This window comes from Pseudomonas urmiensis (assembly GCF_014268815.2).
In the GTDB taxonomy this organism is placed as follows: domain Bacteria; phylum Pseudomonadota; class Gammaproteobacteria; order Pseudomonadales; family Pseudomonadaceae; genus Aquipseudomonas; species Aquipseudomonas urmiensis.
This window is the reverse complement of record NZ_JABWRE020000001.1, coordinates 1,767,902-1,793,947: the sequence shown is the minus strand read 5'-3', so window position 1 is coordinate 1,793,947 and position 26,046 is coordinate 1,767,902. Positions and strand designations below refer to the sequence as shown.

Genomic DNA, 26,046 nt, shown 5'->3' with positions numbered 1-26,046 from the left:
AGCGGCAAAGGCCCGCCCTGCCTGTGCTGCATGCCTTTGCTACTCGTCGACTGGCACTGGCAACAGCCGACGAGTGGCGCAGATTATCCGGGCCAGGGGCTAGCGATTTCGACTGCGCTCGTAAGCCGCCAGCACGATGCGTTCCGACTGCACCAGGTAGGCATCGAGCATTGCCGTGGCCTCATCGGGCCGGCCTTCCTCGACACAACGCAAGATCGACGCATTCATATCGACATAAGGCAGGTGGAGAAACTCCGGATCGTTGAGCACGCCGAAGGCCAGGCGCAACTCAGCCGCGATCTGCCCGTAGAACACCACCATCCGCGGGCTGTCAGCCAGCTCGACGATGCCCTTGTGGAACATCATGTTGGCGGTGCCGACCGCTACCCAGTCCTTGGCCTCGCGCGCGCGCATGCCGGCCTCGACCGCCTCGCGCATCTGCAGGGTGCCTGGGTGCATGGGAAAGCCCTGGGCAATGGCCTTGCACTCGATGAAACGGCGCACCCGATAGATGTCGATGATCGACGCCATGTCTGGCTCGGCCACGGTTACGCCACGGTTGGGCTCGTGCTTGAGCAGGCCCTCGCGGGTCAGCACACGGAAGGCCTCACGCAAGGTATTGCGGGAAATCTGCAGGCTCTCGGCCAGCGCTGCTTCGGACAGGCGCTGGCCGGGTACCAGCTCGCCTTCCACCAGCATTCTGCGGACTTCATGGGTGATGGACTCGCCCAGCGTGCGTGGCAGGGAACAAGCAGCGTCGTTCATAAGCAATCCAGAATGAGATAACCGTGCAGATGTTCCATCAGCACCTTGTGCTTGGCAAGACGCAGCGTCACGGCTGCTCCGTTAGGTAACACTGCCAGCGTCGATTGTTACAATCTGGTGCACATTGACCACTCATCACCAAAACATTGTTGAACAATCTGTTGGCGATATACCTACATTGCAGCGTTTTTATTTGAGTTTGGCATGCACATTGCTCTACCCAGGCACCTCTCATTGTAGGAATGATGCCGTGACACAGCTCGCTCATGACTTCACCAAGGCGCGACGGTCTTCGCTGATTGCCGCGATCTTCATGATGGCGACTTCCGCCATCGGGCCAGGCTTCCTCACCCAGACCACCACCTTTACCGCCACCCTGGGTGCTGCGTTTGCCTTTGGTATCCTGGCCTCGATCCTGATCGATTTCGTCGTGCAGCTGAACGTCTGGCGCATCGTTACCCTGACCCGCATGCGCGCCGCGGAACTGGCCAATACCGCCATTCCCGGCAGCGGTTATCTGCTCACGGTACTGGTGGTGTTCGGTGGCCTGGTGTTCAGCCTGGGCAACATCGCCGGCGCCGGCCTGGGCCTGAACGCCCTGACGGGTCTCGATCCCAAATGGGGTGGCGCGTTCAGTGCGCTGGTGGCCATTGCGATCTTCTCCTCGCACCGCGCAGGGATTGCCATGGACCGCATCATGATGGTGCTCGGCACGCTGAAAGTCGGCCTGATCGTGTTCGCCGCCTTCGCCACCCACCCGCCGTTGGGCGAGGCACTGCGCCAGGCGGTCTGGCCTGACTTCATCGACTTCGCCTCGATCACCACCATCGTCGGTGGCACCGTCGGTGGCTACATCACCTATGCCGGTGCGCACCGCCTGCTCGATCGCGGCGTGGTCGGGGTGCAGAACATCGAGGTGGTGTCCAAGGCTGCGCTGACCGGCATTCTGGTCACCGGCATTGCCCGTTACGTACTGTTCCTGGCCGTGCTTGGGGTGGTCGCCAGCGGCGTGGTCATCGACGTTTCCGGCCAAGGCGCCAACCCGGCTGCGCAAGCGTTCAAAGCCGCTGCCGGCGACATCGGCATGATGGCCTTCGGCTTGGTGCTGTGGGCGGCCGGGATCAGCAGCGTGATCGGCGCCTCATACACCTCGATGTCGTTCATCACGGTGTTCTCCAAGCGTATAGATGAACGCGTACGCAACCTGAGCACGGTGGCGTTCATCCTGATCGCCTTGGTCCTGTACATGATGCTGGGCAAGCCACCTGCGGCGCTGCTGGTGTTCGCCGGCGGCTTCAATGGCTTGATCCTGCCGCTGGGCCTGAGCATTTTCATGTACGTTGGCTGGCGTCGCGCCGACCTGATGGAAGGCTATCACTACCCTCGCTGGCTGCTGGTGCTGGGCGTGGTGACCTGCCTGTTGTCGTGGTTCATGGCATTCAAGTCGGCAGGTGCCATCTTTGCCTTTATCAACGCAGCCTGATTACCGCGGAGACTTCAACATGCGTTCCATTGATCTGAACAGCGACTTGGGGGAGAGCTTCGGCGCCTGGAGCATGGGCGACGATGCGGCGATCCTCGAAGTGGTCAGCAGCGCCAACGTCGCCTGTGGCTTTCATGCCGGCGACCCGCTGGGCATCCTGCACACGCTGGAGACCGCCGCAGCGCGCGGCGTAGCCATCGGCGCCCACGTGGCCTACCCGGACCTGGTCGGTTTTGGCCGGCGCAACATGGATATCCCCGCCGAGCAACTGCGCGCCGATGTCATCTACCAGATCGGCGCGCTCATGGGCCTGGCGCGCAGCGCCGGCACCCGGGTCAGCTATGTCAAACCGCATGGTGCGCTGTACAACACCATCGCCCATGACCGCACCCAGGCAGACGCGGTGATCCAGGCCGTACTGCGGATCGATCCGCAACTGAAACTGGTGTGCCTGGCCAACTCGCCGCTACTGGACTGGGCCGGCGAGGCGGGCCTTGCGTGTGTCGCCGAGGCCTTCGCCGACCGCGCCTACACCGCCCAGGGCACGCTGGTGTCACGCTCGCGACCGGGCGCTGTGCTGCACGACCCTGAACTGATCGCCCAGCGCATGCTGCGCCTGGTGCGTGAAGGTGTGATCGAAGCCGAGGACGGCCAGGTGATCAGCCTGCAAGCCGAGTCGATCTGTGTGCATGGCGACAGCCCCGATGCGGTGAACATCGCCCGCGACCTGAAAACCCGCCTGCTCGAAGCCGGCGTCACACTCCGCGCATTTTCCTGAGGTTGACCATGACGCCATTGCAGCAGGCCCGCCAAGCCGCCGTCGACGCCCGCGCCCGTTATCGCGCAGGGCTGGTAGCACCGAGCGCCGGCCAGGCGCCTGGTTTGACCCAGGCCAACATGATTACCCTGCCCCGCGAATGGGCCTACGATTTTCTTCTGTTTGCCCAACGCAACCCACAGGCCTGTCCGGTGCTCGACGTCACCGAGCCAGGCAGCTACAGCACGTTTCTGGCCGAGGGCGCCGACCTGCGGACCGACCTGCCCGCCTACCGGGTCTGGCGCGACGGCCAACTGGCCGAGGAAGTCAGCGATGTCCGCGAGCAGTGGGCGCAACACGACGATCTGGTCAGCTTCCTGATCGGTTGCAGCTTCACCTTCGAGGCCGACCTGATCAACGCCGGCATCGACGTGCGCCACATCAGCCAAGGCTGCAACGTGCCGATGTACCGCACCAACAAGCTGTGCCGCCCCGCCGGGCGCCTGCATGGCGAAATGGTGGTGTCGATGCGTCCGATCGCTGCCGAGCGGGTGGCGGATGCGGCCAGGATCACCGCGCGCTATCCAGGCGTGCATGGCGCGCCGGTGCATGTGGGCGAGCCGGCTCTGCTCGGCATCGACGATCTGGGGCGTCCCGACTTTGGCGACGCGGTCACCCTCAAACCCGGCGAGATCCCGGTGTTCTGGGCATGTGGGGTAACACCGCAGGCGGTGGTGATGGCTTCCAAGGTGCCGTTTGCCATCTCCCATGCACCCGGGCACATGTTCATTACCGACATTGCCGACAGCTACTACCACGTATAGGAGTGGAGCATGCGTTTCTATCCGGTCAGCCTGGACGCGCTCCTGGTTGAATTGGCGAACCTGGACGAGACCCTGGTCTTGTTCGACTCGCTCCAGCATGAGCCCATCGTCGGCGTGAGCGAGATCATTCCGGCAGCGCGCACGCTGCTCGTGCACTTTTGCCCCTTGACCCTCAGCCGCGAGGCGCTGGCCGCACGAATTGCCTCGCGCCAGCTGCACGGCCAAACGCGCACGGCCGGCAAGCTGGTCGAGATTGCCGTGCACTACAATGGCGAAGACCTCGAAGAGGTGGCGCGGGCGCTGGATATCAGCGTCGAGGAGGTAATACGCCGCCATACCGGCAGCGATTACAACGTCGCCTTCTGCGGCTTCGCCCCAGGCTTTGCCTACCTCAGCGGCGGCGCCGAATTCGTCGTGCCGCGGCGCAGCACCCCTCGTACCCGCATTCCTGCCGGAGCCGTAGCCCTGGCCGGCGGTTTCAGTGGTGTTTATCCGCAAGCCAGCCCCGGTGGCTGGCAGATCATCGGCATCACCGAGCAGAAGATGTGGGATTTGCAGCGCGAGCAACCGGCCTTGCTCCAGCCGGGCTATCGCGTGCGCTTTCACGATGCCGGACCGCTACCAGCAGCGCGGGTCTCGGTTGCCGTAGCCACCCCTCAAGCGACAGCGCCCGCCGTTGGCCAGGCCTTGGAGATTGTCTCGCCTGGGCTGCAAACGCTGCTGCAAGACCTTGGCCGCCCAGGCCTCGCCGGACAAGGCGTATCGGCTTCGGGGGCGATGGACAGGGGCGCCTTGCGCGCCGCCAACCAGGCCGTGGGCAACGCTGCGGCAAGCGCCTGCCTGGAAATCCTCATGGGCGGCCTGAAGCTCATTTGCCATGGCCAGGCAGTGGTCGCCGTTACCGGCGCTACAGCGGCGCTGCAAGTGCGCACAGCTGACGGCCAACTGCTGCAACCGCAGCTGTACATGCCCTTTGCCTTGCACGATGGCGATCAACTGAGCATCGACGCGCCTACGGCGGGCCTGCGCAATTACCTGGCCATTCGCGGCGGTTTCGATCACGCGCCAGTGCTGGGCAGCCTGTCGACCGACACCCTCGCCCAGGTTGGCCCCGCGCCCCTGGCGGCGGGGACTCGCCTGGGCTTCCGGCAGCGCAGTGGCGGCGCCGCAGTGTCGCTCAGCGAGCAAGCAGCGTTCGCCATGCCGCGCGCCGATCAAGTCATTACCCTGGATGTACTGATGGGCCCGCGCAGCGATTGGTTCACGCCCCACGCGCAGACACTGCTGGCCGAGCAACTGTGGCAGGTCACGCCGCAATCGAACCGGATCGGTATCCGCCTGGCCGGCGCGCAGCCCTTGGCGCGTGCCATCGATGGCGAGCTGCCCAGCGAAGGCACCAGCGTCGGCGCCATCCAGGTGCCGCCCAGTGGCCAGCCGGTGCTGTTCTTGGCTGACCATCCGTTGACCGGCGGCTACCCGGTGATCGGCGTGGTTGCGCCCTATCACCTGGACCTGGCCGGGCAAATTCCGGTCAACGCACATATTCGCTTCAACCCGCTGGGCACATTCGAGCCCGTGTGCCCTGCCCTTTCTGACGAGATCCAACAGCGATGAAAAAGGTTCTGATTGCCAACCGCGGCGAAATCGCCGTCCGTATCGCCCGCGCTTGCCGCGACTATGGGGTGGCATCGGTGGCGGTGTACGCCGATGCCGATATCGATGCGCTGCATGTCCGTCAGGCCGACGAGGCTTATGCGCTGGAGGGCCAACGGCCCGCCGACAGCTACCTGAACATCGACAAGCTGCTGGCGGTGGCGGCACGTGCCGGCGCCGACGCCGTGCATCCCGGTTATGGGTTTCTCTCTGAACGCGCCGACTTCGCCCGTGCGGTGATCGCCGCAGGCCTGACCTGGATCGGCCCAGACCCCAGCACCATCGATGCACTGGGCGACAAGGTGCAGGCTCGGCGCATTGCCCTGAAAGTCGGCGCGCCCCTGGTGGCCGGCACTGAAGACCCGGTCAAGGATGCCAGCGAAGTTGTCGCGTTCGCCCAGCAGCACGGCCTGCCGATTGCCATCAAGGCCGCGTTCGGCGGTGGTGGGCGTGGCCTCAAGGTGGCGTGGAAGCTCGAAGAAGTCAGCGAGCTGTATGAGTCGGCGGTGCGCGAAGCGGTTGCCGCCTTCGGTCGTGGCGAGTGCTTCGTCGAGCGCTTCCTCGATCGCCCTCGGCACATCGAGGCGCAGATCATCGCCGATCGCCACGGCCGGGTGGTGGTGGTCGGCACCCGGGACTGCTCGCTGCAGCGACGTAACCAGAAACTGATCGAAGAGGCGCCTGCGCCGTATCTGACAGATGAGCTGCGCCAGCGCATCCATGCCTCGGCGCGCGACATCTGCGCCGAGGCCGGTTATGTCGGCGCCGGTACGGTGGAATTCCTGCTCAGCGGCGATGGCACGCTGTCGTTCCTGGAGGTCAACACGCGTTTGCAGGTGGAGCACCCGGTCAGCGAAGAAACCAGTGGTATCGACCTGGTCATCGAGCAGCTACGCGTTGCCCAAGGGCTGGCGCTGTCGTTCAGCGATACGCCAGTTCCGCGCGGCCACAGCTTTGAGTTTCGCATCAACGCCGAAGATGCCGGCAACGGCTTTTTGCCAACACCCGGCGCCATCACCCGCTTCCAGCCGCCCTCCGGACCTGGCGTGCGTGTGGATAGCGGGGTGGTCGAGGGCTCACGGGTTTCGCCCAATTTCGATTCGATGATCGCCAAGCTGATCGTGACTGGCGCGACCCGCGAGCAAGCCATCGCCCGTGCCCGGCGCGCCTTGGCCGAGTTCGAGGTGGAGGGCGTCGCCACCGTGCTGCCGTTCCATCAGGCGGTGATGGCGCATGCCGATTTCACCGCCGCCGATACCTTCGCGGTGCACACCCGTTGGATCGAGACCGACTTCGCCGATCAGCTAGCAATTGCCCCGCGCAGTGCCAATGCTGCCGACCCCGGCGTGCTGCGCAGCTTCGTCGAAATTGACGGCAAGCGCCACCAACTGGGCTTGCCAGCGGCGCTTCTGGGCGGTTTGAGCCTGAACTCGGCCGCACAGAGCACAATTGGCCAAGCCCAGGTGGAACTCTTAGACCCACAGGCGATAGTCACCCCGGTTGCGGGCAACCTGCATACCTGGCTCGTTGCCAACGGTGAAGCGGTGCAGGCTGGGCAAGTGGTGGCGGTGATGGAAGCGATGAAAATGGAGACGTCCATCCTCGCACCCTGTGCAGGTCAGTTGCAGATTGGCCAGCAGCCTGGCGCCTACTTTGAAGCCAGGTCGGTGATTGGCCGTATCCAAGCGCCAGACTGAGGCCCGGGCAAAATCTGCGTAACGTGCACGGTAGCTGGGTAGCAACCCGGTTGCCGCGCCGCATTCAGGTGAACACCACTGCGCGCCAGCCTGACGTTCACCCTTGATCTTCTGGAGGCACTTGCTCTTGCAACACATGGTCGAGCAGGCGGAGCGCATGCTGCAGGTTTTGCTCGTTGCTGCCCTCCCAGACCAACAACAGGCACTGATGAAAGCGCCCCTGCAAACTGAACCGATCACCGGGGACAATCAGCAGGTCGCTGCCCGCCAGTACCTCAAATGCACGATTACTGGCCAACGGCTGGTGCAAGCGTACCCACAATGCCTGCCCTCCCTGCGGCATACAAAAAACCACCCGTTCACCCAAATGCAGCTGGACCTGCTGACAGAGCAATTGCATGCGCGCCTCGCGTTCCCTGCGCAAGGGCGCCAGATGGCAATCCACCTCGCCTTTCACGTACAACTGGGCCAACGCCTGCTGGCGCAGTGGCGGCAGCAAAAAACCTCGCTGGGCAAACTTTTCAGCGACGCCTGCATGTCGGCACAAGACAAAGGCATAGGGTGCCTCGGCCCCCACGGCAGCTTCCAACGACCCCAGCACCAGCACGCCCTTAGGCTCTAGCCAATCGCGCAGGCGTCGGTTCGCGGGCGCCGCGAAGCACAGCTCACTGTCTAGGTCGTTCTCCAGCAACCAGGCCGGATGCTCAGCCAGCAGCGCGGCAATCTTGCGTTGTTCAAGCTCAGTCACCAGCCGCCCGGTCGGCAAGCTCAGGTACGCAGGCATGACCACCAGTCGCACCGGTTCACGCGCCAACAGCCGCGAAAATACCTCCAGGTCCAAGCCACACTCGGCGTCCAGCGGAACCTCCAGCACACGCAGGCCGGCCAACTGCAACCCGCGCAGCAGTCGCCAGCAACAGGGCGATGCGACCAGCGCTGTGGCGCCACGCAGGTGCAAGGCGCAGAGCAGGGTTTGCAGCAGTGCTTGGACGTCGGTGGCCAGGTGCACATCCTCTGAGCTCCAGCACAGGCGCGAAGAGCGGGTATAGCGCGCCGCCAGCGCGTTACGCAGTTGCGCGCCCCCCACCGCTCGCCGTAGTCCACTTTCTTCGCACGCGCTTTGGCGCGACAAGCGACGCTCCTGCAGCAGCAACGCGCGTTCCAGCGCAGCTGAACAAGACAGCGGCACGTGCAATGCCGACAACGGCTGCGGGCGTGGGTTAGCCGCCTGAGCTTCGTCCTTCAGACAAGCACGTACGAAATAACCCGACTTGGGCACTGAACGTACCCGCCCCTCATGCTCGAGCAGGCTGTAGGCACTTTGCACCGTCGCCAGCGACACGCGCAGACGACGTGCCAAATCGCGTAGCGAGGGCAAACGCCCCTCACCGTTGCGGTCTGCTTCACCAATCAAGCGCTCAAGATAGCGATAAACCGTCTGGTAGGCGAACTCACCACGGGCCGACCGGCTCATCAGGTCGCGACCTGAGGCACCGCTCTAGCGCTCGTTTGCAGACGCAGGGCCAGGTCACGCCGCGCCAGATTGGCCACTACGCGTCTGGCCGGCTGGCCCATGCGCCGGGCATAGATTGCCTTGAGCTGCGCCAAACTCAGACCGCTGATATCCATCAACCACTGCTGCACCGGCTCTGGGCAGGTTTTGCCCTGCAAGGCCCGATGCAGATAGGGCAAGGCGACCCGCATACCGGGATGGCAATACTCAACGAAACCCTCAAGCCCGCACCCATGATCGGCGAACGGGGCATGAATCAGGCAAACCAACTGCTGCTCGGTCAACCCGGCCAGGTTCAGAAAGCGCGCCTGGGCCGAGTCATTCGCCTGCGTGGAATGAGCACGATCGCGCACCGCCAGCCCCAGGCGCCCTTCTTTGTGCCTCTTGCGCTGCTGACGGCCGCGCAATTGGCGCAGGTGCAGCAATGCGTCAAGATCAAAGTAAGCCATCAGGGCTGCCTGGGGCCTGGAAGGTTCGAGGTGCACGCCGAGCATCTGCTGCAACTGGCTGTCGTCGAGCCTGTCCTGTAGCAAGTCGTCCACCGCGATCACCCGCAGTGGGCTGTCTGGATTTGCCATGGTCGCAGGGCTGCGGGGGGCGTCCAAAGGTGCGTCTGCCAATGCTTGCAGCCAGCCAAGCGCCTCAGCCAGCGTCGCCAGATTCAGATACGTGCCATGCAGGCCCGACTCCCCCGCCAGACGCAGGCAGCGCCGACTCCACGCCAGATAGAGCAGGCGCTGGCGCTCAGGGATGAGCGTGATCAGGGCGCTCGCACCTTGACTATTCTCCAGCACCAGGCAAAAAGCATTGGCCAGCTGCAGGTGCAGGCGGCTACCGAACATGGCTTCAGGCTGGCCTGCGGTCAGGTGGCCAAAAACCAACAACGCTTGGCGCGATTGCGCCCAAGTCTCTATCGACATCGTTGGGCGGACGCGAAAGGGCACCACCGCTTGCCCTTCGATCATCAGCAACTCCACCCGCGCATCATCTTGCATAAACAGCTTGCCGAAGCTGCGCTCGTGGTTGATCAGAGTCTTCTGGCTGATGGCCGGCAGCGCGGCGACCACCACGCGCAGTCGAAAGGTGGCAGGCGCACGCAAGGCGATGGTCAACTGCGCAGCACGCAAGCAGGCTAGCAAATGGGCGCTTCGTCGGTCCTCCCCGTGCACCACTAGCAACTGAAACTGGCCAATGTACTCAACGCCTCCAGCCGCCACTAGCAGTCGTTGGATCAATAACTGCATAGATGCACGCTGGGCCTGGGACATATGTTTCAACAAGCGCTCCAGCACTTGCTGATAAATGTATTGCATGGCTTGGTCATGAATATCACTCATGGGCACCCCTTCCTTTCGAGGACTTCTGCTCACCACTAAATAGCGCGCAAAATCAAGTTAGCTTCCCGCTTATCGGACATTTCTTACATCTATTTAGGAGCCAGGCAAGTGACAACTTACTGCCGCCAAACCATTGAAAAAAATCCGCACCACCATCGCCCTCAACCGCCCTCTACCCTGCTGCATATCGACGTGCATGCTCATTCAGCGCTCCCCGGAACTGACTATCACCGGGCCATTATCAATCCTTGCCCGACGAATAAAAGATACAGATCTCGGTAAAAAAACCATTCAGCAAGGAACAACCAAGGATCTGCCCATAAAATTGACCGAACAAAACAAACGCACAAATAGAAAAAGTAGACTTGCAACTTACGAAAACACAAACAACCGTAATCCGTTACTTCGAAACATGTAGGAAGCATCCGAAAAAACGCATACATCTCCGCATACTTGATCACTTAGCGTGTCGTGGTCGGTCAAGCGGCCCTGCGGCTGCAGAGAGCCATTGGCGCTACGGCCCTTCACGCAACACACCCTCCCCAAGATTGCAATTCACCTCAAGCTCGCCCAAGCTCAGCCCCTCTGCCTCAACGGACTCGCCGATGCCCCGACACCGTCACTACCTGATCGCCGTGCTGTTGCTGATTCTGGTATCGGTGGTGATCGGCTATTTGTCGCGCAGCGAGGCGCCTACCGCACCCACCCTGCCGCCACATAGCTACGCCAAAGCCCTTCGCATGGCCCATAACGGCCAACCGGGCGCCGCCCGCGTGCTCTATCAGCAATTGCAGCGCAACGACCTGGCGCCCATTCGTCGCGCGGCGTTGTATGCCGAACTGGCCAACTACCCTTCACCCAAAGCGCTGGAGCTGGCCAAGCTTGATCTGCAGCACGACGAACCGCTGGTGCGCCGCGCCGCCATTGCCAGCATTCGCCAGCTATTGCCCGCGACGCAGCGCAGCCTGGTGCTAGGGCCACTGCTTGATGACGATGACCAGAGTGTTCGCTTTGCCGCAGTGGACGCCTTGCTGGGCCTGGATCCCGATGCGATTGGCCTGTACTTCGGTCCACTGCAACAGGCCCTTGACCAATTCCAGCAAGCACTTGAAGCACAACCGGAAGATCCCGCCGCGCAAATCCACCTGGCACGCCTGTATTTGCACGAACACGACTACCAGCGTGCTGACGCAGCCCTGCAACGCAGCCTGAAAGCGTCGCCGGAGAGTCTGGAGGCGTTAGCCACCCAAGTTCGTTTGTTGGAGCGCCAGGGTCAGCACGATGCTTCTCGGCAGGTGCTGGGCAAGGCCCTGGCCTTGCAGCCAGACTCAGCTTTTCTGCAGCACCAACTAGGCCTCTGGCTGACTCGCCACGATCAGCACGAGTACGCATTGTTGGCGTTCTCCCGCGCAGTGGAACTGCAGCCTGACGACCCCGACTATCGCTATGCGCTGGCGCTAACCCTGCACCAGTTGGAGCAGGTTGAGGCCGCGCAAAAACAGCTGGAGACGGTATTGAGTCGACAGCCGGCCAATCGCAAGGCGCGGCTATTGCTGATCCAATACTGGAAAGAAACCGGGCAGTTGCAAAATGTTCAGGTGCTACTGGCCGAACTTGAGCGACAAAACCCGGATGATCCAATACTCCAGCAAGGCCTTTAGAGAAATCCTGAAACAGTTTGAACCCCAGTCCCGGCACCATGGTCCAGTGGATATCGGCAGGGTCACTTGCGACCCGCCAACTGTTTCGGGAGAGCTGCCTTGGCCGCTTCGTTGTCACTGGACGAGCGTGCACTGATCTTGGCTCCAGCACGTCTGGGGGCAGAGACCAGCAGAATGCTTGCGGCTGCAGGAATCGGCTGCCAACGTACAACCGATCTGGCGCGCTTGTGTGGCTGGCTGTCTGAGGGTGTTGGCCTGGCAATCGTCGCTGAAGAGAGCCTGTCCGACGATCAGAAGTCGCCTTTGCATCAATTCATAGATGGCCAACCTGAATGGTCCGACTTGCCCATTGTGTTGCTGGCCAATGTCCACTCGCCGACCACCGGTCCACCGCGAGAGCGCTTGGGTAACTTGCTGTTGCTGCAGCTTCCTTTTGATGATTGCCAGCTACTAAATCTCAGCCAATCGGCCCTTCGTGCCCGACGCCGTCAGTACGTTGCTCGCGACCAATTGCTCGAGTTGCAGCAGCAATTGCACAATCAGACACAGCAGCGGCAAAAAGAAGTCCAGGCACTGCACCAAACGCGCAAGATGGAAGCCATTGGTCAATTGGCCGGCGGCGTTGCCCACGACTTCAATAATCTGTTGACCAGCATCGGCGGAAGCTTCGAGTTAATTGACCGGTACCTGCAACAGGGCCGCACCGACAAGCTTGGCGGGGTGTTGCGCATGGGCCAGGAAGCCGTTACGCGTGCCGCCCGCCTGACCCATCGATTATTGGCGTTTTCCTCCCGGCAATCACTGGACAGCCGCAGTGTCGACCTGAGCGCCTTGCTCGAGTCGAGGCCATTGACTGACTTAGGCGGCGCAATCAACGTGCAAGTACGCCTGCCGAAGAACCTCTGGCGGGTGCAGGCGGATGATCAGCAGCTGCGCGAAGCGTTGGACAATCTACTGACCAACGCTGCGGAGGCGATGCCCAGCGGCGGCGAAATGACCATCGAGGCGAGCAACCTGCGCGTTGACAAGGCACGCTTGGCCCATGAAGGCCTGGCCAGCGGTGATTATCTGCGCATCAGCATCAGCGATAACGGCCAAGGGATGTCGCAAAGCACCCTGGAGCGGGCTTTTGAGCCGTTTTTCAGCACCAAACCGGTTGGCCAGGGCATCGGCATGGGGTTGTCGATGGTCTATGGCTTCAGTAAGCAGTCGCATGGCCACGTAGCGCTGCACAGTGAAATTGGCCGAGGCAGTAGAGTTGACCTGTATCTGCCACGCGATCCAGGCAATGTGCAGCCTCAAGCCAAGGCCAATCACCCACCCGCCCCCACTGCCAAGGCTGATCAGCATGTGCTGATAGTCGAAGACGACGAACATGTGCGCCTGCTGGTGTGCCAGGCACTTGCCGAAGATGGCTTGGATTGCCAGGTAGCGAGCAACGCCAACGAGGCGCTGCGCGTGCTGCACTCCCCTCGCCCCTTGGCCTTGCTGATCAGTGATGTCGGGCTCCCCGGAATGAACGGCAGGCAATTGGCCGAAATTGCCCAGCAGTTGCGCCCGGACCTGCCTGTGCTGTTCATCACCGGTTACGCAGAAACGGCGATGGCCAGGGAAAACTTTCTTGGGCCAGGCATGCAATTGATCTGCAAGCCGTTTGAACTCAACCACCTGCAACAGAGGGTTGCCGGGATGCTGGGCAAACGCTCAAGCGGCGCTAACAACTAATCATGCGTTGGGCCTGCTCTACCAAGCTCTCCAGGGTGAAGGGCTTGAGCATCAGCGCAGTTCCTGACTGGCTGAGCAATTGCTGCTCTATGGGTTGTTCGGTAAATCCGGTAATGAATAGAATTTTCTGTTCGGGGTTGAGCAGACGCATGGCCTTGGCTACCTGACGTCCACTGAATCCTCCCGGAAGCCCAATGTCGGTGATGACCAAATCAAATGTGCCAGCGAGCTGGTACTGCCCCAAAGCAGAATTGGCATCGGTAGCATCGCTGACATCAAAACCAAAGTCCGCCAATGCCTCTTTCATCAAATTGCGTAGATTGGCCTCATCGTCGATCAACAGCACGCGCTCGCCGCGTCCACGTGCGGTGCTTGCTGGTAACGCTGCTGAGGTCTGTTCTGGTTCCGGCAACGCCTCACCACGCGGAAACATCATTGACACCCGGGTGCCCTTACCCAAGGTCGATTCAACCCAAGCGTGGCCACCAGACTGCCTGACAAAACCGTAGACCATCGGCAACCCAAGCCCCGCCCCTCGACCAGCCGGTTTGGTGGTGAAAAACGGTTCGAACGCACGTGTCACGTCTTCTCTCGACATGCCATGGCCATTGTCCTCGACATGAATGGTCACATAATCGCCGTTGGGCAAACCGCTATCGCTGGCCTGCGAGCCCGTCAGACGCTGGTTGACACTGCGAATCGTCAGCTGGCCGCGGTCCCGGCAGGCATCGCGGGAATTGGCGCACAGATTGATCAATGCATTTTCCAATTGCGCGGCATCCAGATAGACCGGCCATGGCGCCGTATCCAATTGCCACTGCAAGCGCATCTCCGGCCCCAGTGCCTGCAGCAGTAACGGCTCGGCGGCTTCCAGCAAGCGGTTGATATCCACGTTGTCCGGTGACAGTGGTTGGCTTCTGGAAAAGGCCAACAATCGATGGGTGAGGGTCATCGCCCGCTGGACTGAATCACGCGCCAATAGCACATAGTTGTCGACCCGCTCTAAACGCCCTTGCGCCAAGCGCCGTTGCAACAGCTCAAGGCTACCGCCGATACCCGACAACAGGTTATTCATCTCATGGGCCATACCACCCGCCAACTGCCCTACAGCTTGCATTCGCTGACTGTTGCGCAGGAGCATCTCACTCTGGCGAATGGCGTCTTCGCGCTCTTGGCTGATATCGCGCCCCACCGCCGTCAACACATCGCCTTCCAGCCTGCCGCTCCAGCTGAACCAACGGTAATGCCCTTCTTTGTGGCGTAGCCGGGTTTCGATCTGCTCGACCCCTTTGCCATGCAGGACATCCAGGACCGCACTACGGATTTGCGGGCGGTCGGCTGGATGCACCAGCTCCAGGATCGGCATGCCCGCCACTTCATCCTCACTCCAACCCAATATCTGCTGCCACGCAGGATTGGCCGCGTGCAGACGCATGTCGCGCTTGAGCATGACCATGGCATCGCGCGAAAGCTGCCAGATGTGGTCTCGGTCCGCCATGTAGCGAGCGATCTGCTTTTCGAAGGTTGTCGCCAGTTCTCGCCACTGGCCAATGGTCTCCATGCTCGCGGTGGTATCGATGACCGTATGCAGTACGCCCGCTACTGCCCCCTGATCATCCCTGATGGGGGTGTAGCTGAAGGCATACCAGGCTTGGCCCATGCCGTTGCCAGGGTCTATGCGAATGGGGGTGTCTTCAACGAAACTGGCCTGACCTTGCAGCGCTTTGAACACACAAGGGCCGATCACCTGCCAGTGTTCGTCGCTCCACAACGCATCGAAAGAACAGCCCAAGGTCTGCCGTTTTGCCGACAATAGGCCTCGATACCCCTGGTTATGGATCACCGTCAGCTCCGCACCCCATGCCAGTGCGCTGGGGAACGGCGAATGCTGCATCATGTCGACGGCAATGCGTAGGGCCGGCGGCCATTGGGGTAAGGCCCCCAAGGATGTTGTGCTCCAGTCGAACTGGCTAATCGACTTGTCCATGCTTTCAGCAAAGGGGACGGCTGGCGTAAGGCTAATTACCTGGAGTCCAGGCTCGGATGACTTACCTTTCGCGACCAATTTGTTCATTCCTTGACGTGGCTGGCTGCCCAGCATCATCTGCCTGGACAAGGCGTACTGCAACATTTGGTTAACCACTGACTAAGCCGACCTTAATCGCCTCAATCGTGCATAGATCCAAGGCTAGCACATTGCCACTATCACACCGATGGCATCGTGCTCAGTGCCAGCTATGCTGATTAGGCTTTGCCATGCGTTCCCGGAGTCACCGGGCCCTTTCCTGTCGATGGAGTGAGGTCATGAGCAAGAAAATCCTAGTCGTGCTGACCAACACCGCCAAATATCCCACCCTTAAACGCGCAACCGGCCTGTGGCTGGGCGAGGCGGTCCACTTTGTCGAGGTGGTCGAAAAAAGTGGCTACGCCGTTGACTATGTCAGCCCCAACGGCGGATACATTCCCATTGATCCGCACAGCCTGCAGATGGCGCCTGATCTGGATTGGCAGTGGTATGACGACAAGCAGTTCATGAACCGCTTGGGCACTACCCTCAGCCCAGGCCAGGTAAAACCTGATGATTACAGCGCGATTTACTACACCGGCGGCCATGGGGTTATCTGGGATTTCCCGGATAACGCGGCGCTGCAAGAGCTGGCGCGGCGCATCTATGAAAAAGGGGGTGTGGTCGCGGCGGTGTGCCATGGAGCAGTCGGCTTGTTGAATATCAAACTTAGTGACAACACGCTGTTGATCAAAGACCGTGAAGTCACCGGTTTTTCCAATACCGAAGAAAAGCTCGCTGAGCTGGATAAGGTAGTTCCCTATCTGACTGAGAACGAGCTGGGCGCACGAGGCGGTAGATACACCAAGCACGATGAGCCGTGGGCTGAGTTTGTCGTGTGCGATGGGCGGTTGATTACCGGCCAAAACCCAGCTTCTAGCGCCTTGGTGGCGGAAAAAGTTGTAGAAACGCTCGGCAAGAAGAGCTGACTCCCACAGCGCGCGACCACATTTACCAGAGTTAAACCGGCTCAAGACTACAGCTCAGAGAGGATGTCCCCCGTACCCTCCCCCAGCATCTGTCCAACAATGGACAGCTCTGACAAGGAGGGTAAGCCGATGTCGAAACTCAAGTATGCAGCACGAAGCCTGTTGCAGCTTTTGCTGATTATGGGGGTTGGGCTGGTGCCTGTGGCTTCCGGGCTGACAGTGATGGTATATCAGCTGGAGAACAATCTTGACGAGCACGCTCGGGTAACGGCCAGCGAAGCCGTGGTGGTCATTGATCGGGTGTTAGACAACTTGCTTAGCGCCGCCAGCGACACCTTGGCATATGCCGGTAGACCCTGCGACCGCGTGATCGGTGCGTTGAAAGCCCGCACAGCCAAGGACTCGCGAATTAGTTCACTGATGTTGACGCGCAACAACATAGGTTATTGCAGCACTTTACCGCCTCCCTATCCAAAGCTGCACCACTCTGACACCCAAAGCCCGAATGTCAGGCTTAATTTGACCTCTCCTAGCACCCCGAATGGGGTGGTCGTGGAGTATTGGTTAGCAGCTAACAACTCAGGCGTCGTCGCCACCGCCTATGGCCTTGCGCTGCGCAACGCATTGTATGGCTTCCAGGGTGACTTGGTGATGCTGCTGGAGTTCGATGACAAGTACATCTGGGCCCGAGGAGACAGTCGGGAGCCGACGCGGCCATCGCAATCGGAGTTCTTCCAGAGTGCGCGATCAGTCAAACACGGCTACACGCTTAAAGCAGGCTATCCCACCGGTCACACGGCTCACGAGATACACCATTCCCTACTGGGAACGCTCCCGTCACTGGCGCTGGTAGGCGTGCTGACCGCTGCGATGGCCTATTGGGGAATTCACAGGAAAAGGCATAAAACCAGGGCAACCCCCGCCCTGAACACAAGACGGGGGCGTGCCAGTAGTTAATCGGTGCTGAGCACACCGCGACGCACCTGATCGCGCTCGATCGATTCGAACAGGGCTTTGAAGTTACCCTCGCCAAAGCCATCATCGCCCTTGCGCTGGATGAACTCGAAGAACACGGGCCCCAGCAAGGTTTCCGAGAAGATCTGCAGCAGCAGTCGCTTGTCATCGGCCTCGGAGGCACCATCGAGCAGGATACCGCGGGCCTGCAACTGATCGACCGGCTCACCATGACCAGGCAGACGCTCTTCGAGCATCTCGTAGTAGGTTTGCGGCGGGGCGGTCATGAAGCGCATGCCCAAGCCTTTGAGGGCGTCCCAGGTCTTGATCAGGTCATCGGTGAGGAAGGCGACATGCTGGATGCCCTCGCCGTTGAACTGCATCAGGAACTCTTCGATCTGCCCCGCGCCCTTGGACGACTCCTCGTTGAGCGGGATACGAATCATGCCATCGGGCGCGGTCATGGCCTTGGAGGTCAGGCCGGTGTATTCGCCCTTGATGTCGAAATAGCGGATCTCGCGGAAGTTGAACAGTTTCTCGTAGAAGCCTGCCCAGTACGCCATGCGCCCACGATAGACGTTATGGGTCAGGTGATCGATGAGCTTGAGGCCTGCGCCAACCGGATTGCGATCGACCCCGTCGATGAACTTGAAGTCGATGTCATAGATCGAGCTGCCTTCTTCATGGCGGTCGATCAGGTACAGCGGCGCGCCGCCAATGCCCTTGATCGCGGGCAGGCGCAGCTCCATCGGGCCGGTTTCGATCTCGACCGGCTGGGCGCCCAGTTCCAGGGCGCGGGCATAGGCTTCATGGGCATTGCGCACGCGAAATGCCATGCCGCACACCGACGGGCCATGCTCGGCGGCAAAGTAGGAAGCGATGCTCTTGGGTTCGTTGTTCAGAATCAGGTTGATACCGCCCTGGCGGTACAGGTGCACGTCCTTGGAACGGTGCGACGCCACCTTGGTAAAGCCCATGATCTGGAATACAGGCTCCAGCACACCCGGGGTCGGCGAGGCGAGCTCGATGAACTCAAAACCCATCAGACCCATTGGATTGTCAAAGATATCAGCCATGTTCGTGTCCTCATCTACAGCGCATTAACGGTTGGTCAGGTGCTTGGGATGTCGGACAGACGTGGTGGTGAGCAGGGGATGCCCCGCACGCTGCGGGCGAGGAAGCCACCTATGATCAACGTGAACCCATGATATGTCATATGGACCCATTCTCGGCGGGCTTGATCCTCCGGGAGGGAGAACCTTATTGTTGTATTCGTAAACCGATTCTATCTGGCGTAAATCGGTTTGTCGCGTTTTAAGTGCGTCAAGCCAACCGACAAACGGCTATCCTGTGCGTATTCCTTCCTCAAGATTAGGTCAGCATGCCCCTTTCCGTTAAACGTCCCGCCCGCTGGAGCTGGCGCGCCCTGCTGCCCTGGGTGGTCGGCGCACTGCCCCTGGTGTGTGGGGCGGCGGTGATGAACTGGCAGGCGCAGCGTGAGTTGCGCGAGAGCAGCCAGGCCACCACCGAGCAGGTGGTGCAGCACATCGAGCAGATCCTGGACAGTTTGTCGGCCTCTGCCAGGTCGTTGTTTCCCCTGGTCGGCAAGCCCTGCGCTGAGGTCGAGGTGGCCTTGCGCAGCCAGGTGACGCGCAATGCGTTCGTGCGCTCGACCAACCTGTTCGAACGCAACACGCTCTACTGCAACTCGCTGTTTGGCGAATTTGACGAACCCGTCAACGCGGCTGACTACACCGAAGGCCGGTTGTGGCTGATGGATGGCAACTCGGTAACACCTGGCCACCCGCTGCTGGTCTATCGCGCCAGTGAAGGCGCACGCGGCGCCATCACCACGGTGGACGGCGATCACCTGCTCACGGTACTGCGCATGCTCGGCAGGGACGAGGACCTGCAGATCCAGGTGGGCAATAATTGGATGGGCAAGGACGGCGTGGTTCGTCACGGTACCCCGCCGACGGCCGCGACCGCAGCAGTGCTGCAAGCCTCGGCGCGCTATCCGTTCAGTGTGCATGGCGGCTATGGCGCACATAAACAAGCTGAGCTGATGCGCGATCATTATCCTGCGCTGCTCAGTCTGTTGCTGCTGCTTGGGGTAGTGGCCGGGAGTGTCGTGCGCTGGCAGATCCGCCGCGCCTCGTCGCCGCGCAGCGAGTTGGATCGCGCCCTGGAAGCAGATGAATTCCTGCCCTATTTCCAGCCCGTAGTACGCAAAGGCGACTATCGCTGGGCCGGCGCCGAAGTGCTGATGCGCTGGAATCACCCGCGCGAAGGCCTGGTGCGCCCTGATTTGTTCATCCCGTATGCCGAGCACAGTGGCCAGATCGTCGCCATGACCCGCGCACTGATGCTGCATACCGCCCAAGGCTTGGCGCCGTACGCAGCGCTGCTCGAAGACGGTTTCCATATTGGCATCAATATCACTGCCGATCATTGCCGCGACCTGCGCCTGCTCGATGACTGCCGGACCTTCTTGCAGCACTTCGAGCCAGGCCGGGTGAAGCTGACCCTGGAGCTGACCGAGCGCAAGTTGATCGAAGCCACGCCAGTGACCCTGGAGTTGTTTGAAAAACTCCACGAAATGGGCGTGATGATTGCCCTGGATGACTTCGGCACCGGCCAGTCCAGCCTGAATTATCTGCGCCAGTTCAACGTCGACTACCTGAAGATCGACCAAAGTTTCGTCGCCATGATCGGCGGCGATGCGCTGTCCCAGCACATCTTGGACAGCATCATCGAGCTGTCGACCAAGCTAGGCCTGGGCATTGTCGCCGAAGGGGTGGAAACCCAGACCCAACGCGACTACCTCGAACAGCGCCAGGTAGATTTCCAGCAAGGCTTCCTGTTTGCCCGGCCGATGCCGCTGGAGGAGTTCCTGCGTGCCTTGGCCGCACAAAGCTCGCGGTTGCCGCAACCAGCGCGCCCTGAGATCATGCGCGGCTGATCCACCCGCTCATCTCCTGTAACCGAGGCATTCGTGTCAAAAGGCATTCTTTCGTCGGTCATGGCGTCGTGTTTGTTCGCCGTGATGTATTTCTACACCTCCTTGTTGGCACCGCTGGACGGTGAGGAGATCTTTGGCTGGCGGACCCTGCTGACCCTGCCTTGCCTGACCTTGTTCATGCTGGTCAGCAAAGACTTCAAACGGGTCGGCGAGCTTTTGGCCAGGGTGCGACAAACGCCGATGCTGCTGCTCGGCATGGTCGGCACCTCGTGGTTGATGGGCGTGCAGCTGTGGCTGTTCCTCTGGGCGCCGCTGCATGGGCGTAGCCTTGAGGTGTCGATGGGCTACTTCCTGTTGCCGCTGGCCATGGTCATGACCGGGCGACTGGTGTACGGCGAGCGTCTGTCTCGCTTGCAGAAAGTGGCGGTGAGCTGCGCAGCCCTGGGGGTGGGCCATGAGCTGTATCAGAATGGCAGTTTCGCTTGGGAAACCCTGCTGGTGATGATCGGCTACCCGATCTACTTCGTGCTGCGCCGACGCTGCCGCACCGATCACCTGGGCGGGCTGTGGTGCGACATGTGCCTGTTGCTGCCTTGGGCGCTGTACTTCGTGATCCAGGGGCCGCTGTCGGCGGCTGACCTGGTCGAACACCCAGGCTTGTACGGCTTGATCCCGCTGCTCGGGGCGATCAGTGCCTGCGCCCTGATCGCCTACGTGCTGGCCAGTCGGCTGTTGCCCTTCAGCCTGTTCGGGCTGCTCAGCTATGTAGAGCCGGTGTTGCTGGTGGGCGTGGCCCTGCTACTGGGCGAGACCATCGGCCCCGACCAGTGGCTGACCTACCTGCCGATCTGGGCCGCAGTCCTGGTGCTAGTGCTTGAAGGCTTCAAGCACCTGCTGCGTCAACGTCGGCGTTCGGTGTAAGGCGCACCTGACGCACGCGGCGCTCCTCCACCGCCACCACGGTCATGCTCCAGCCGTTCCAGGCCAGGCGGTCGCCGACCACCGGCAGCCGATCCAGCAGACTCATCACCAGGCCCGCCAGGGTCTGGTAGTCCTCAGTGGCACGCGCGCTGAAGCCAATGCGCGCCTGCACCTGGCTGAGGTTCAAGGCGCCACTGACGACGAAGCCACCCTCCTCCTCGATGATCGCCGGCCCCTCGACCTCGCTGGCGTCGGGTAGCTCGCCCGCAATCGACTCAAGGATGTCGGTCATGGTCAGCACGCCGGTGAAATCACCGAACTCGTTAACCACGAAAGCAATGTGCGTCGACTGGTTGCGCATCTGTTCCAAAGCGTTGAGCAGGGTGAAGCTTTCGAGCAGGTTCAGCGGCGCGCGGGCCATGCGTTCCAGGTCCGGCTGATTGCCGTCGAGCAGCTCCTTGAGCAACTCCTTCTTGTGCACAAAGCCCAACGGTTCCTCGATACGCCCATTGCGAATCAACGGCAGGCGCGAGTATGGCGAGTTGGCCAGGGCCTGGGTAATGGCTTCGGGCGCTTGCGCCAGGTCGATCGCATCGACTTCGGCACGCACCGTCATCACCGTGCGAATCGGCCGCTCGGCCAGGTTCAGCACGCCGCTGATCATCACCCGTTCGCGGCGATCGAACAGCACCTGCTCTTCGCCACCCTCGACCAGATCGGCGATCTCTTCACCGACCTCGTCGGCCTCGACCCGGCGACCGCCCATCAGGCGCAGTACCGCATGGGCGGTCCGCTCACGCAGCGGCCGATGCTGCTGCAAGCTGCGCTTGCGGCGGGCACGGGCCAACTGGTTGAACAGCTCGATCAGGATCGAGAAGCCAATTGCCGCATACAGGTAGCCTTTCGGGATGTGGAAGCCCAGGCCTTCGGCGGTCAGGCTGAAGCCGATCATCATCAAGAAGCCCAGACACAGCATGATCACGGTGGGGTGGGCGTTGACGAAGCGGGTCAGCGGTTTGCTGGCGACGATCATGATGCCGATCGAGAAGATCACTGCAATCATCATCACCGACAGGTGCTCGACCATACCTACCGCAGTGATTACCGCATCGAGCGAGAACACCGCATCGAGCACCACGATCTGCGCCACGATGGGCCAGAACGCGGCATGACGCAGGGCGCCACTGGATTGGGTGACATGGCCCTCAAGCCGTTCATGCAGCTCCATGGTCGCCTTGAACAACAGGAACACACCACCAAACAGCATGATCAGGTCGCGGCCCGAGAAGCTCTTGTCGAAGATCTCGAACAGCGGCGCGGTGAGGGTAACCATCCACGAGATGCTCGCCAGCAAGCCCAGGCGCATGACCAGCGCCAAGGTCAAGCCGATTACCCGCGCGCGGTCGCGCTGATGCGGGGGCAGCTTGTCAGCCAGAATGGCGATGAATACCAGGTTGTCGATGCCCAGTACCAGCTCGAGGACGATAAGCGTCAGCAGGCCCAGCCAGGCCGTGGGGTCGGCTAGCCATTCCATTAGCGGGTACTCACGAAGCAAGCGTCACGAGGACGGGGGGAGAAGGAAGGCCAGGATGGCCTGAAACTGGGGGGCTCCGAGAAGGTGCTCATACATACCTTGATAGAAAATACGGATGGAGATCCTACAATCACAGACGCTTTTTCTCACAGCGCGAAACTATTACAAAACCTGTAACAGCTGTGCATGCAGCGACCCTATCAGGGCACTTTTATTCAATACGCCGCCGCGCTTGCTGATCAGGATAGCGGACATCTTCCAACACGAGATGTCATCCATGAGCCTGTCATTGTCCATGGCCGCCTTCGCCCTGGCGGCTTCGATTTCACCGGGGCCGGTCAATATCGTCGCGCTTGGCAGCGGGGCACGGCATGGCCTGCGCGCCAGTCTCAGGCATGTGGTCGGAGCCAGCTTGGGCTTTTGCCTGCTGTTGATCGTGGTTGGCCTGGGCCTGCATGAACTGTTAGTACGCTGGCCCCTGATCGGTCTGGGACTGCACTGGGGTGGAGTGCTGTTCTTGCTGTACCTGGCGTGGCGACTGGCAAGTGACAAGGGTGGGCTCGGCAACCAGGGGGAGTTGCGCGCACCGTCGGCCTGGCACGGTGCGGCGATGCAATGGCTCAACCCGAAAGCCTGGCTGGCGGCGCTGGCTGGGGTGGGTGCCTATACCGGCGGTGAACAGCAGCTGTTGTGGCTGTTTATCTGGATCTATGGGCCGATCTGCTTCGTGTCGATCGCCAGCTGGGCCTGGGCTGGGAGTGTGATTGGCCAGTATCTGGGCAATCCAAGGTACATGAGGGTGTTCAATCGTACGCTGGCCGCGCTACTGGTTGCCAGTGCCCTGTATCTGGTTATGGAGTGATGAACGTATTGTCTGTACCGGCCTCTTCGCGGGCAAGCCCGCTCCTACAGGGATCGCGCTGTAGCGGTAGTTGTGGGATCGGTTCAACTGCGAACAGGCGACCTTACCTGACAGCCTGCCGATAATGCCCAGGCGTTGCCGCCAGATGCTGCTTGAACGCCCGCTGCAAATGCGCCTGGTCAGCAAACCCCGCCTCCAGCGCGACCTCGGCAATCGGCCGGCCCACACGCAGTTGAGCACGCGCATGCTGCACGCGCTGATCCAGCAGATAACCATGCGGAGTGAGGCCAAAACGCTGGCGGAACGCACGGATCAAGTAAGCACGCGACAGTCCGGCTGCAGCGCAGATTTCTTCAAGGCTCAACGGATCCAGTCGATGTGCGCGGATGAACGCAGCTGCGGCCTCAAGGCGCGGATGCTGCACAGATCGAGTGACCGAGGGGCGATCCAGATAGCCCGGCAATACCTGAAAGAAACCCGCTAACAGCGCCTCACGACCTGGCGTGTCGCCATCGAACAACCCCGCCAGCACTTGCAACAAGTGGCTGTACAGGGCTGGCGAGGTGCTCAGCGTTGCATCCGGCAGATTGATCCCCTGGGCCTGCAACCACGGCACATCGACGAACAACATCACATACGACCAAGGCTGGCCCTCGATCGGATTGCAGGCGTGCACCACGCCCGGCTTCATCAGCACCGTCGCCCCTGCTGCGACTTCATGACAGCTGTCGCCGGTCACATAGGTACTGCGCCCGCCGGTGATCACACCCATGGAAAAACTCTCATGAGAATGTGCGCCATAGCAGACCTGGCGCCCATCACCGACACGCCGCGCTTCGACGAATGGCAAAGCCGGATCACGCCAGAACCGCGACACCTCGATCATCGCCCTGCCCTCACTCGCCGCTGCCTTGCACCACCACCAGCAACTGCGCCTGCTGTGGCCCGACCGAACGCAGGCGGTGCGGCGTCTGGGCATTGAAGTGCAAGGCATCGCCCTGCTCCAGCAGCAGCCGCTCGGTCATGAAATCCACCTCGACCTGGCCTTGGTGGACGAACAGAAACTCTTCACCCTCATGCGCCTTGAAGGTCGGGTCGCTGAATTCGCTCGGCGGCTGGATCATGAACGGCAACAAACTGCGCAGGCCGACCTGCGAGGTCAACACCGCGTAGCCCGGCCCCTCACCGCTGCCCACCAGGGCCTGGCGCTCAGTGCCGCGCACCAGGCTGTAACGCGCCTCGCCTGAGGGATCATCGGCGAACAGCTCTTCGACATTGACGTTCAACGCCCGGGCAAGCTTGAGCGCCGTGGCGATGGACGGGGTATTGAGCCCCCGCTCGACCTTGGACAGGTAGCTCTTGGTCATGCCGGCCTTGTCAGCCAGCACCTCCAGGGTAATCCCCAGTTTTTTTCTCAGCAGTTTCAGTCGGATAGACATGTGACGCAGCTTTCCCAGGCAAAACGCAGTTGCGCATGACACTTTGTGTCATATAAGATCATTTGTGTCATCTGATTGACCGCCCTTCCACCGACCAAAGCAGTTAGGCGGGCAAGCAGTGACCTCTACCATCACGCCACCGAGGACCTTCCCCATGGCAACGACCCTGACTCACAGCAAAGACCAACTGGTGCGCCAGGCCCTGACGCAGATGCAAGGCTCGCTCGCCGATAATACGTGGACTGTACGGGAAAAGCTGGCCCTGACCTGCCGAATTCTGTTCGAGCATGGCCATGACTCGGGCCTTGCCGGACAGATCAGCGCCCGCGGCCCGCAGCCAGGCACCTTCTACACCCAGCAGTTGGGCCTGGGTTTCGACGAAATCACCGCCAGCAACCTGCTGCTGGTCAACGAAGACCTGCAAGTGCTCGAAGGCCAGGGCATGCCCAACCCGGCCAACCGCTTCCACAGCTGGGTGTACCGCGCCCGCCCAGACGTCAATTGCATCATCCACACCCACCCCACTCACGTCGCCGCATTGTCGATGCTGGAAGTGCCGTTGCAGGTCTCGCACATGGACCTGTGCCCACTGTATGACGACTGCGCGTTTCTTGAAGCCTGGCCAGGCGTGCCGGTTGGCAACGAAGAAGGCGAGATCATCAGCCAGGCGCTGGGTGACAAACGCGCCATCCTGCTCTCTCACCATGGCCAACTGTCGACCGGCAGCAGCGTCGAGCAAGCCTGCGTGTACGCCCAATTGATCGAACGCGCCGCACGCCTGCAACTGCTGGCGATGGCGGCTGGCACCATCAAGCCCATCGCCCCGGCGCTGGGCCGCGAAGCTCACGATTGGATCGACCGACCCAAGCGTCACGCCGCTGCGTTCAACTACTACGCGCGCCAAACCTTGCGTATCCATGCCGATTGCCTGAACTGACCTTTCAATGCCTTGCCTGCGGAGCCCA

At 61.2% G+C, this 26,046-nt stretch carries 21 protein-coding genes; 13 read left to right on the top strand and 8 right to left on the bottom strand.

All coding sequences use genetic code 11. The annotated features are described in order from the left end of the window. Positions 1-99: 99 nt before the first annotated feature. Positions 100-765, bottom strand: coding sequence for a GntR family transcriptional regulator (locus HU737_RS07950; RefSeq protein ID WP_186553428.1), 666 nt, complete (start codon positions 763-765; stop codon positions 100-102). A gap of 250 nt (positions 766-1,015) precedes the next feature. Between HU737_RS07950 and HU737_RS07945 the strand changes: the two genes are divergently transcribed. The 5 genes from HU737_RS07945 to HU737_RS07925 are packed head-to-tail and all read left to right on the top strand — an operon-like array spanning position 1,016 to position 7,179. Further along, entirely contained in the window at positions 1,016-2,248 is a 1,233-nt protein-coding gene (locus tag HU737_RS07945; protein WP_217838525.1) for an NRAMP family divalent metal transporter, read from the top strand. 19 nt (positions 2,249-2,267) lie between these two features. After that, complete coding sequence (locus HU737_RS07940; protein ID WP_186553429.1) at positions 2,268-3,026, top strand: LamB/YcsF family protein; 759 nt, start codon at positions 2,268-2,270, stop codon at positions 3,024-3,026. A gap of 8 nt (positions 3,027-3,034) precedes the next feature. Continuing rightward, positions 3,035-3,829 carry a putative hydro-lyase gene (locus HU737_RS07935; RefSeq protein WP_186553430.1) on the top strand — a complete coding sequence of 265 codons (795 nt, stop codon included), beginning with the start codon at positions 3,035-3,037 and terminating at the stop codon, positions 3,827-3,829. Positions 3,830-3,838: 9 nt separating this feature from the next. Further along, the gene (locus tag HU737_RS07930; RefSeq protein ID WP_186553431.1) at positions 3,839-5,443 is read left to right on the top strand and encodes a 5-oxoprolinase subunit B/C family protein; all 1,605 of its coding nucleotides are present in this window, start codon (positions 3,839-3,841) and stop codon (positions 5,441-5,443) included. After that, positions 5,440-7,179, top strand: coding sequence for an acetyl/propionyl/methylcrotonyl-CoA carboxylase subunit alpha (locus HU737_RS07925; RefSeq protein ID WP_186553432.1), 1,740 nt, complete (start codon positions 5,440-5,442; stop codon positions 7,177-7,179). The genes HU737_RS07930 and HU737_RS07925 overlap by 4 nt, the downstream gene beginning before the upstream one ends. Before the next feature lie 97 nt (positions 7,180-7,276). Here the strand turns inward: HU737_RS07925 and HU737_RS07920 are convergent, their stop codons facing one another. Beyond that, positions 7,277-8,653 carry an aminotransferase class I/II-fold pyridoxal phosphate-dependent enzyme gene (locus HU737_RS07920; protein ID WP_186553433.1) on the bottom strand — a complete coding sequence of 459 codons (1,377 nt, stop codon included), beginning with the start codon at positions 8,651-8,653 and terminating at the stop codon, positions 7,277-7,279. Then, positions 8,653-10,029 (bottom strand): hypothetical protein, encoded by a 1,377-nt coding sequence (locus HU737_RS07915; RefSeq protein ID WP_186553434.1) that lies wholly within the window; start codon positions 10,027-10,029, stop codon positions 8,653-8,655. Before HU737_RS07915 ends, HU737_RS07920 begins: the two co-directional genes overlap by 1 nt. A 605-nt stretch (positions 10,030-10,634) precedes the next feature. Here HU737_RS07915 and HU737_RS07910 point away from each other — a divergent pair. After that, positions 10,635-11,690 (top strand): tetratricopeptide repeat protein, encoded by a 1,056-nt coding sequence (locus HU737_RS07910; RefSeq protein ID WP_186553435.1) that lies wholly within the window; start codon positions 10,635-10,637, stop codon positions 11,688-11,690. Positions 11,691-11,789: 99 nt separating this feature from the next. Beyond that, complete coding sequence (locus tag HU737_RS07905) at positions 11,790-13,415, top strand: ATP-binding protein (protein WP_186553436.1); 1,626 nt, start codon at positions 11,790-11,792, stop codon at positions 13,413-13,415. On the opposite strand, the gene HU737_RS07900 is transcribed toward HU737_RS07905, so the two are convergent. Continuing rightward, a complete protein-coding gene (locus HU737_RS07900) occupies positions 13,405-15,519 on the bottom strand; it encodes a PAS domain-containing hybrid sensor histidine kinase/response regulator family protein (RefSeq protein ID WP_186553654.1) in 2,115 nt (704 codons plus the stop codon). The two genes, HU737_RS07905 and HU737_RS07900, sit on opposite strands and share 11 nt — an antisense overlap. Positions 15,520-15,719: 200 nt before the next feature. Between HU737_RS07900 and HU737_RS07895 the strand changes: the two genes are divergently transcribed. Further along, a complete protein-coding gene (locus HU737_RS07895) occupies positions 15,720-16,409 on the top strand; it encodes a type 1 glutamine amidotransferase domain-containing protein (RefSeq protein WP_186553437.1) in 690 nt (229 codons plus the stop codon). A 129-nt stretch (positions 16,410-16,538) separates the two neighbouring features. Next, a complete protein-coding gene (locus tag HU737_RS07890) occupies positions 16,539-17,366 on the top strand; it encodes a CSS-motif domain-containing protein (protein ID WP_186553438.1) in 828 nt (275 codons plus the stop codon). Here HU737_RS07890 and hppD read toward each other — a convergent pair. Then, positions 17,363-18,439, bottom strand: coding sequence for a 4-hydroxyphenylpyruvate dioxygenase (gene hppD, locus HU737_RS07885; RefSeq protein WP_186553439.1), 1,077 nt, complete (start codon positions 18,437-18,439; stop codon positions 17,363-17,365). The genes HU737_RS07890 and hppD overlap by 4 nt on opposite strands. Positions 18,440-18,744: 305 nt before the next feature. Here hppD and HU737_RS07880 point away from each other — a divergent pair, with 305 nt between their 5' ends. Next, on the top strand, positions 18,745-20,325 hold the full coding sequence (locus tag HU737_RS07880) for an EAL domain-containing protein (RefSeq protein WP_186553440.1): 1,581 nt from the start codon (positions 18,745-18,747) through the stop codon (positions 20,323-20,325). A 33-nt stretch (positions 20,326-20,358) separates the two neighbouring features. Further along, the gene (gene rarD / locus HU737_RS07875) at positions 20,359-21,246 is read left to right on the top strand and encodes an EamA family transporter RarD (protein WP_186553441.1); all 888 of its coding nucleotides are present in this window, start codon (positions 20,359-20,361) and stop codon (positions 21,244-21,246) included. On the opposite strand, the gene HU737_RS07870 is transcribed toward rarD, so the two are convergent. Continuing rightward, positions 21,209-22,780, bottom strand: coding sequence for a TerC family protein (locus HU737_RS07870; protein ID WP_186553442.1), 1,572 nt, complete (start codon positions 22,778-22,780; stop codon positions 21,209-21,211). The genes rarD and HU737_RS07870 overlap by 38 nt on opposite strands. Positions 22,781-23,057: 277 nt before the next feature. On the opposite strand from HU737_RS07870, the gene HU737_RS07865 reads away from it, so the two are divergent. Further along, complete coding sequence (locus HU737_RS07865; protein ID WP_186553443.1) at positions 23,058-23,642, top strand: LysE family translocator; 585 nt, start codon at positions 23,058-23,060, stop codon at positions 23,640-23,642. 103 nt (positions 23,643-23,745) lie between these two features. Here the strand turns inward: HU737_RS07865 and HU737_RS07860 are convergent, their stop codons facing one another. Together HU737_RS07860 and HU737_RS07855 are read right to left on the bottom strand one after the other, a co-directional pair. Continuing rightward, positions 23,746-24,528: a helix-turn-helix domain-containing protein gene (locus HU737_RS07860; RefSeq protein ID WP_186553444.1), complete on the bottom strand. Its 783-nt coding sequence runs from the start codon at positions 24,526-24,528 to the stop codon at positions 23,746-23,748. Between the two features lie 10 nt (positions 24,529-24,538). Next, positions 24,539-25,081, bottom strand: a complete 543-nt coding sequence (locus HU737_RS07855; RefSeq protein WP_186553445.1) for a helix-turn-helix domain-containing protein — start codon at positions 25,079-25,081, stop codon at positions 24,539-24,541. A 154-nt stretch (positions 25,082-25,235) separates the two neighbouring features. On the opposite strand from HU737_RS07855, the gene HU737_RS07850 reads away from it, so the two are divergent. Next, on the top strand, positions 25,236-26,018 hold the full coding sequence (locus HU737_RS07850; protein ID WP_186553446.1) for an aldolase: 783 nt from the start codon (positions 25,236-25,238) through the stop codon (positions 26,016-26,018). Positions 26,019-26,046 lie beyond the last annotated feature (28 nt).

Coding starts and splice junctions, on each gene's coding strand:
- HU737_RS07950 (WP_186553428.1), bottom strand. CDS start 765: ATGAACGACGCTGCTTGTTCCCTGCCACGCACGCTGGGCGAGTCCATC.
- HU737_RS07940 (WP_186553429.1), top strand. CDS start 2,268: ATGCGTTCCATTGATCTGAACAGCGACTTGGGGGAGAGCTTCGGCGCC.
- HU737_RS07935 (WP_186553430.1), top strand. CDS start 3,035: ATGACGCCATTGCAGCAGGCCCGCCAAGCCGCCGTCGACGCCCGCGCC.
- HU737_RS07930 (WP_186553431.1), top strand. CDS start 3,839: ATGCGTTTCTATCCGGTCAGCCTGGACGCGCTCCTGGTTGAATTGGCG.
- HU737_RS07925 (WP_186553432.1), top strand. CDS start 5,440: ATGAAAAAGGTTCTGATTGCCAACCGCGGCGAAATCGCCGTCCGTATC.
- HU737_RS07920 (WP_186553433.1), bottom strand. CDS start 8,653: ATGAGCCGGTCGGCCCGTGGTGAGTTCGCCTACCAGACGGTTTATCGC.
- HU737_RS07915 (WP_186553434.1), bottom strand. CDS start 10,029: ATGAGTGATATTCATGACCAAGCCATGCAATACATTTATCAGCAAGTG.
- HU737_RS07910 (WP_186553435.1), top strand. CDS start 10,635: ATGCCCCGACACCGTCACTACCTGATCGCCGTGCTGTTGCTGATTCTG.
- HU737_RS07900 (WP_186553654.1), bottom strand. CDS start 15,519: ATGATGCTGGGCAGCCAGCCACGTCAAGGAATGAACAAATTGGTCGCG.
- HU737_RS07895 (WP_186553437.1), top strand. CDS start 15,720: ATGAGCAAGAAAATCCTAGTCGTGCTGACCAACACCGCCAAATATCCC.
- HU737_RS07890 (WP_186553438.1), top strand. CDS start 16,539: ATGTCGAAACTCAAGTATGCAGCACGAAGCCTGTTGCAGCTTTTGCTG.
- hppD (WP_186553439.1), bottom strand. CDS start 18,439: ATGGCTGATATCTTTGACAATCCAATGGGTCTGATGGGTTTTGAGTTC.
- HU737_RS07880 (WP_186553440.1), top strand. CDS start 18,745: ATGCCCCTTTCCGTTAAACGTCCCGCCCGCTGGAGCTGGCGCGCCCTG.
- HU737_RS07870 (WP_186553442.1), bottom strand. CDS start 22,780: ATGGAATGGCTAGCCGACCCCACGGCCTGGCTGGGCCTGCTGACGCTT.
- HU737_RS07865 (WP_186553443.1), top strand. CDS start 23,058: ATGAGCCTGTCATTGTCCATGGCCGCCTTCGCCCTGGCGGCTTCGATT.
- HU737_RS07860 (WP_186553444.1), bottom strand. CDS start 24,528: ATGATCGAGGTGTCGCGGTTCTGGCGTGATCCGGCTTTGCCATTCGTC.
- HU737_RS07855 (WP_186553445.1), bottom strand. CDS start 25,081: ATGTCTATCCGACTGAAACTGCTGAGAAAAAAACTGGGGATTACCCTG.
- HU737_RS07850 (WP_186553446.1), top strand. CDS start 25,236: ATGGCAACGACCCTGACTCACAGCAAAGACCAACTGGTGCGCCAGGCC.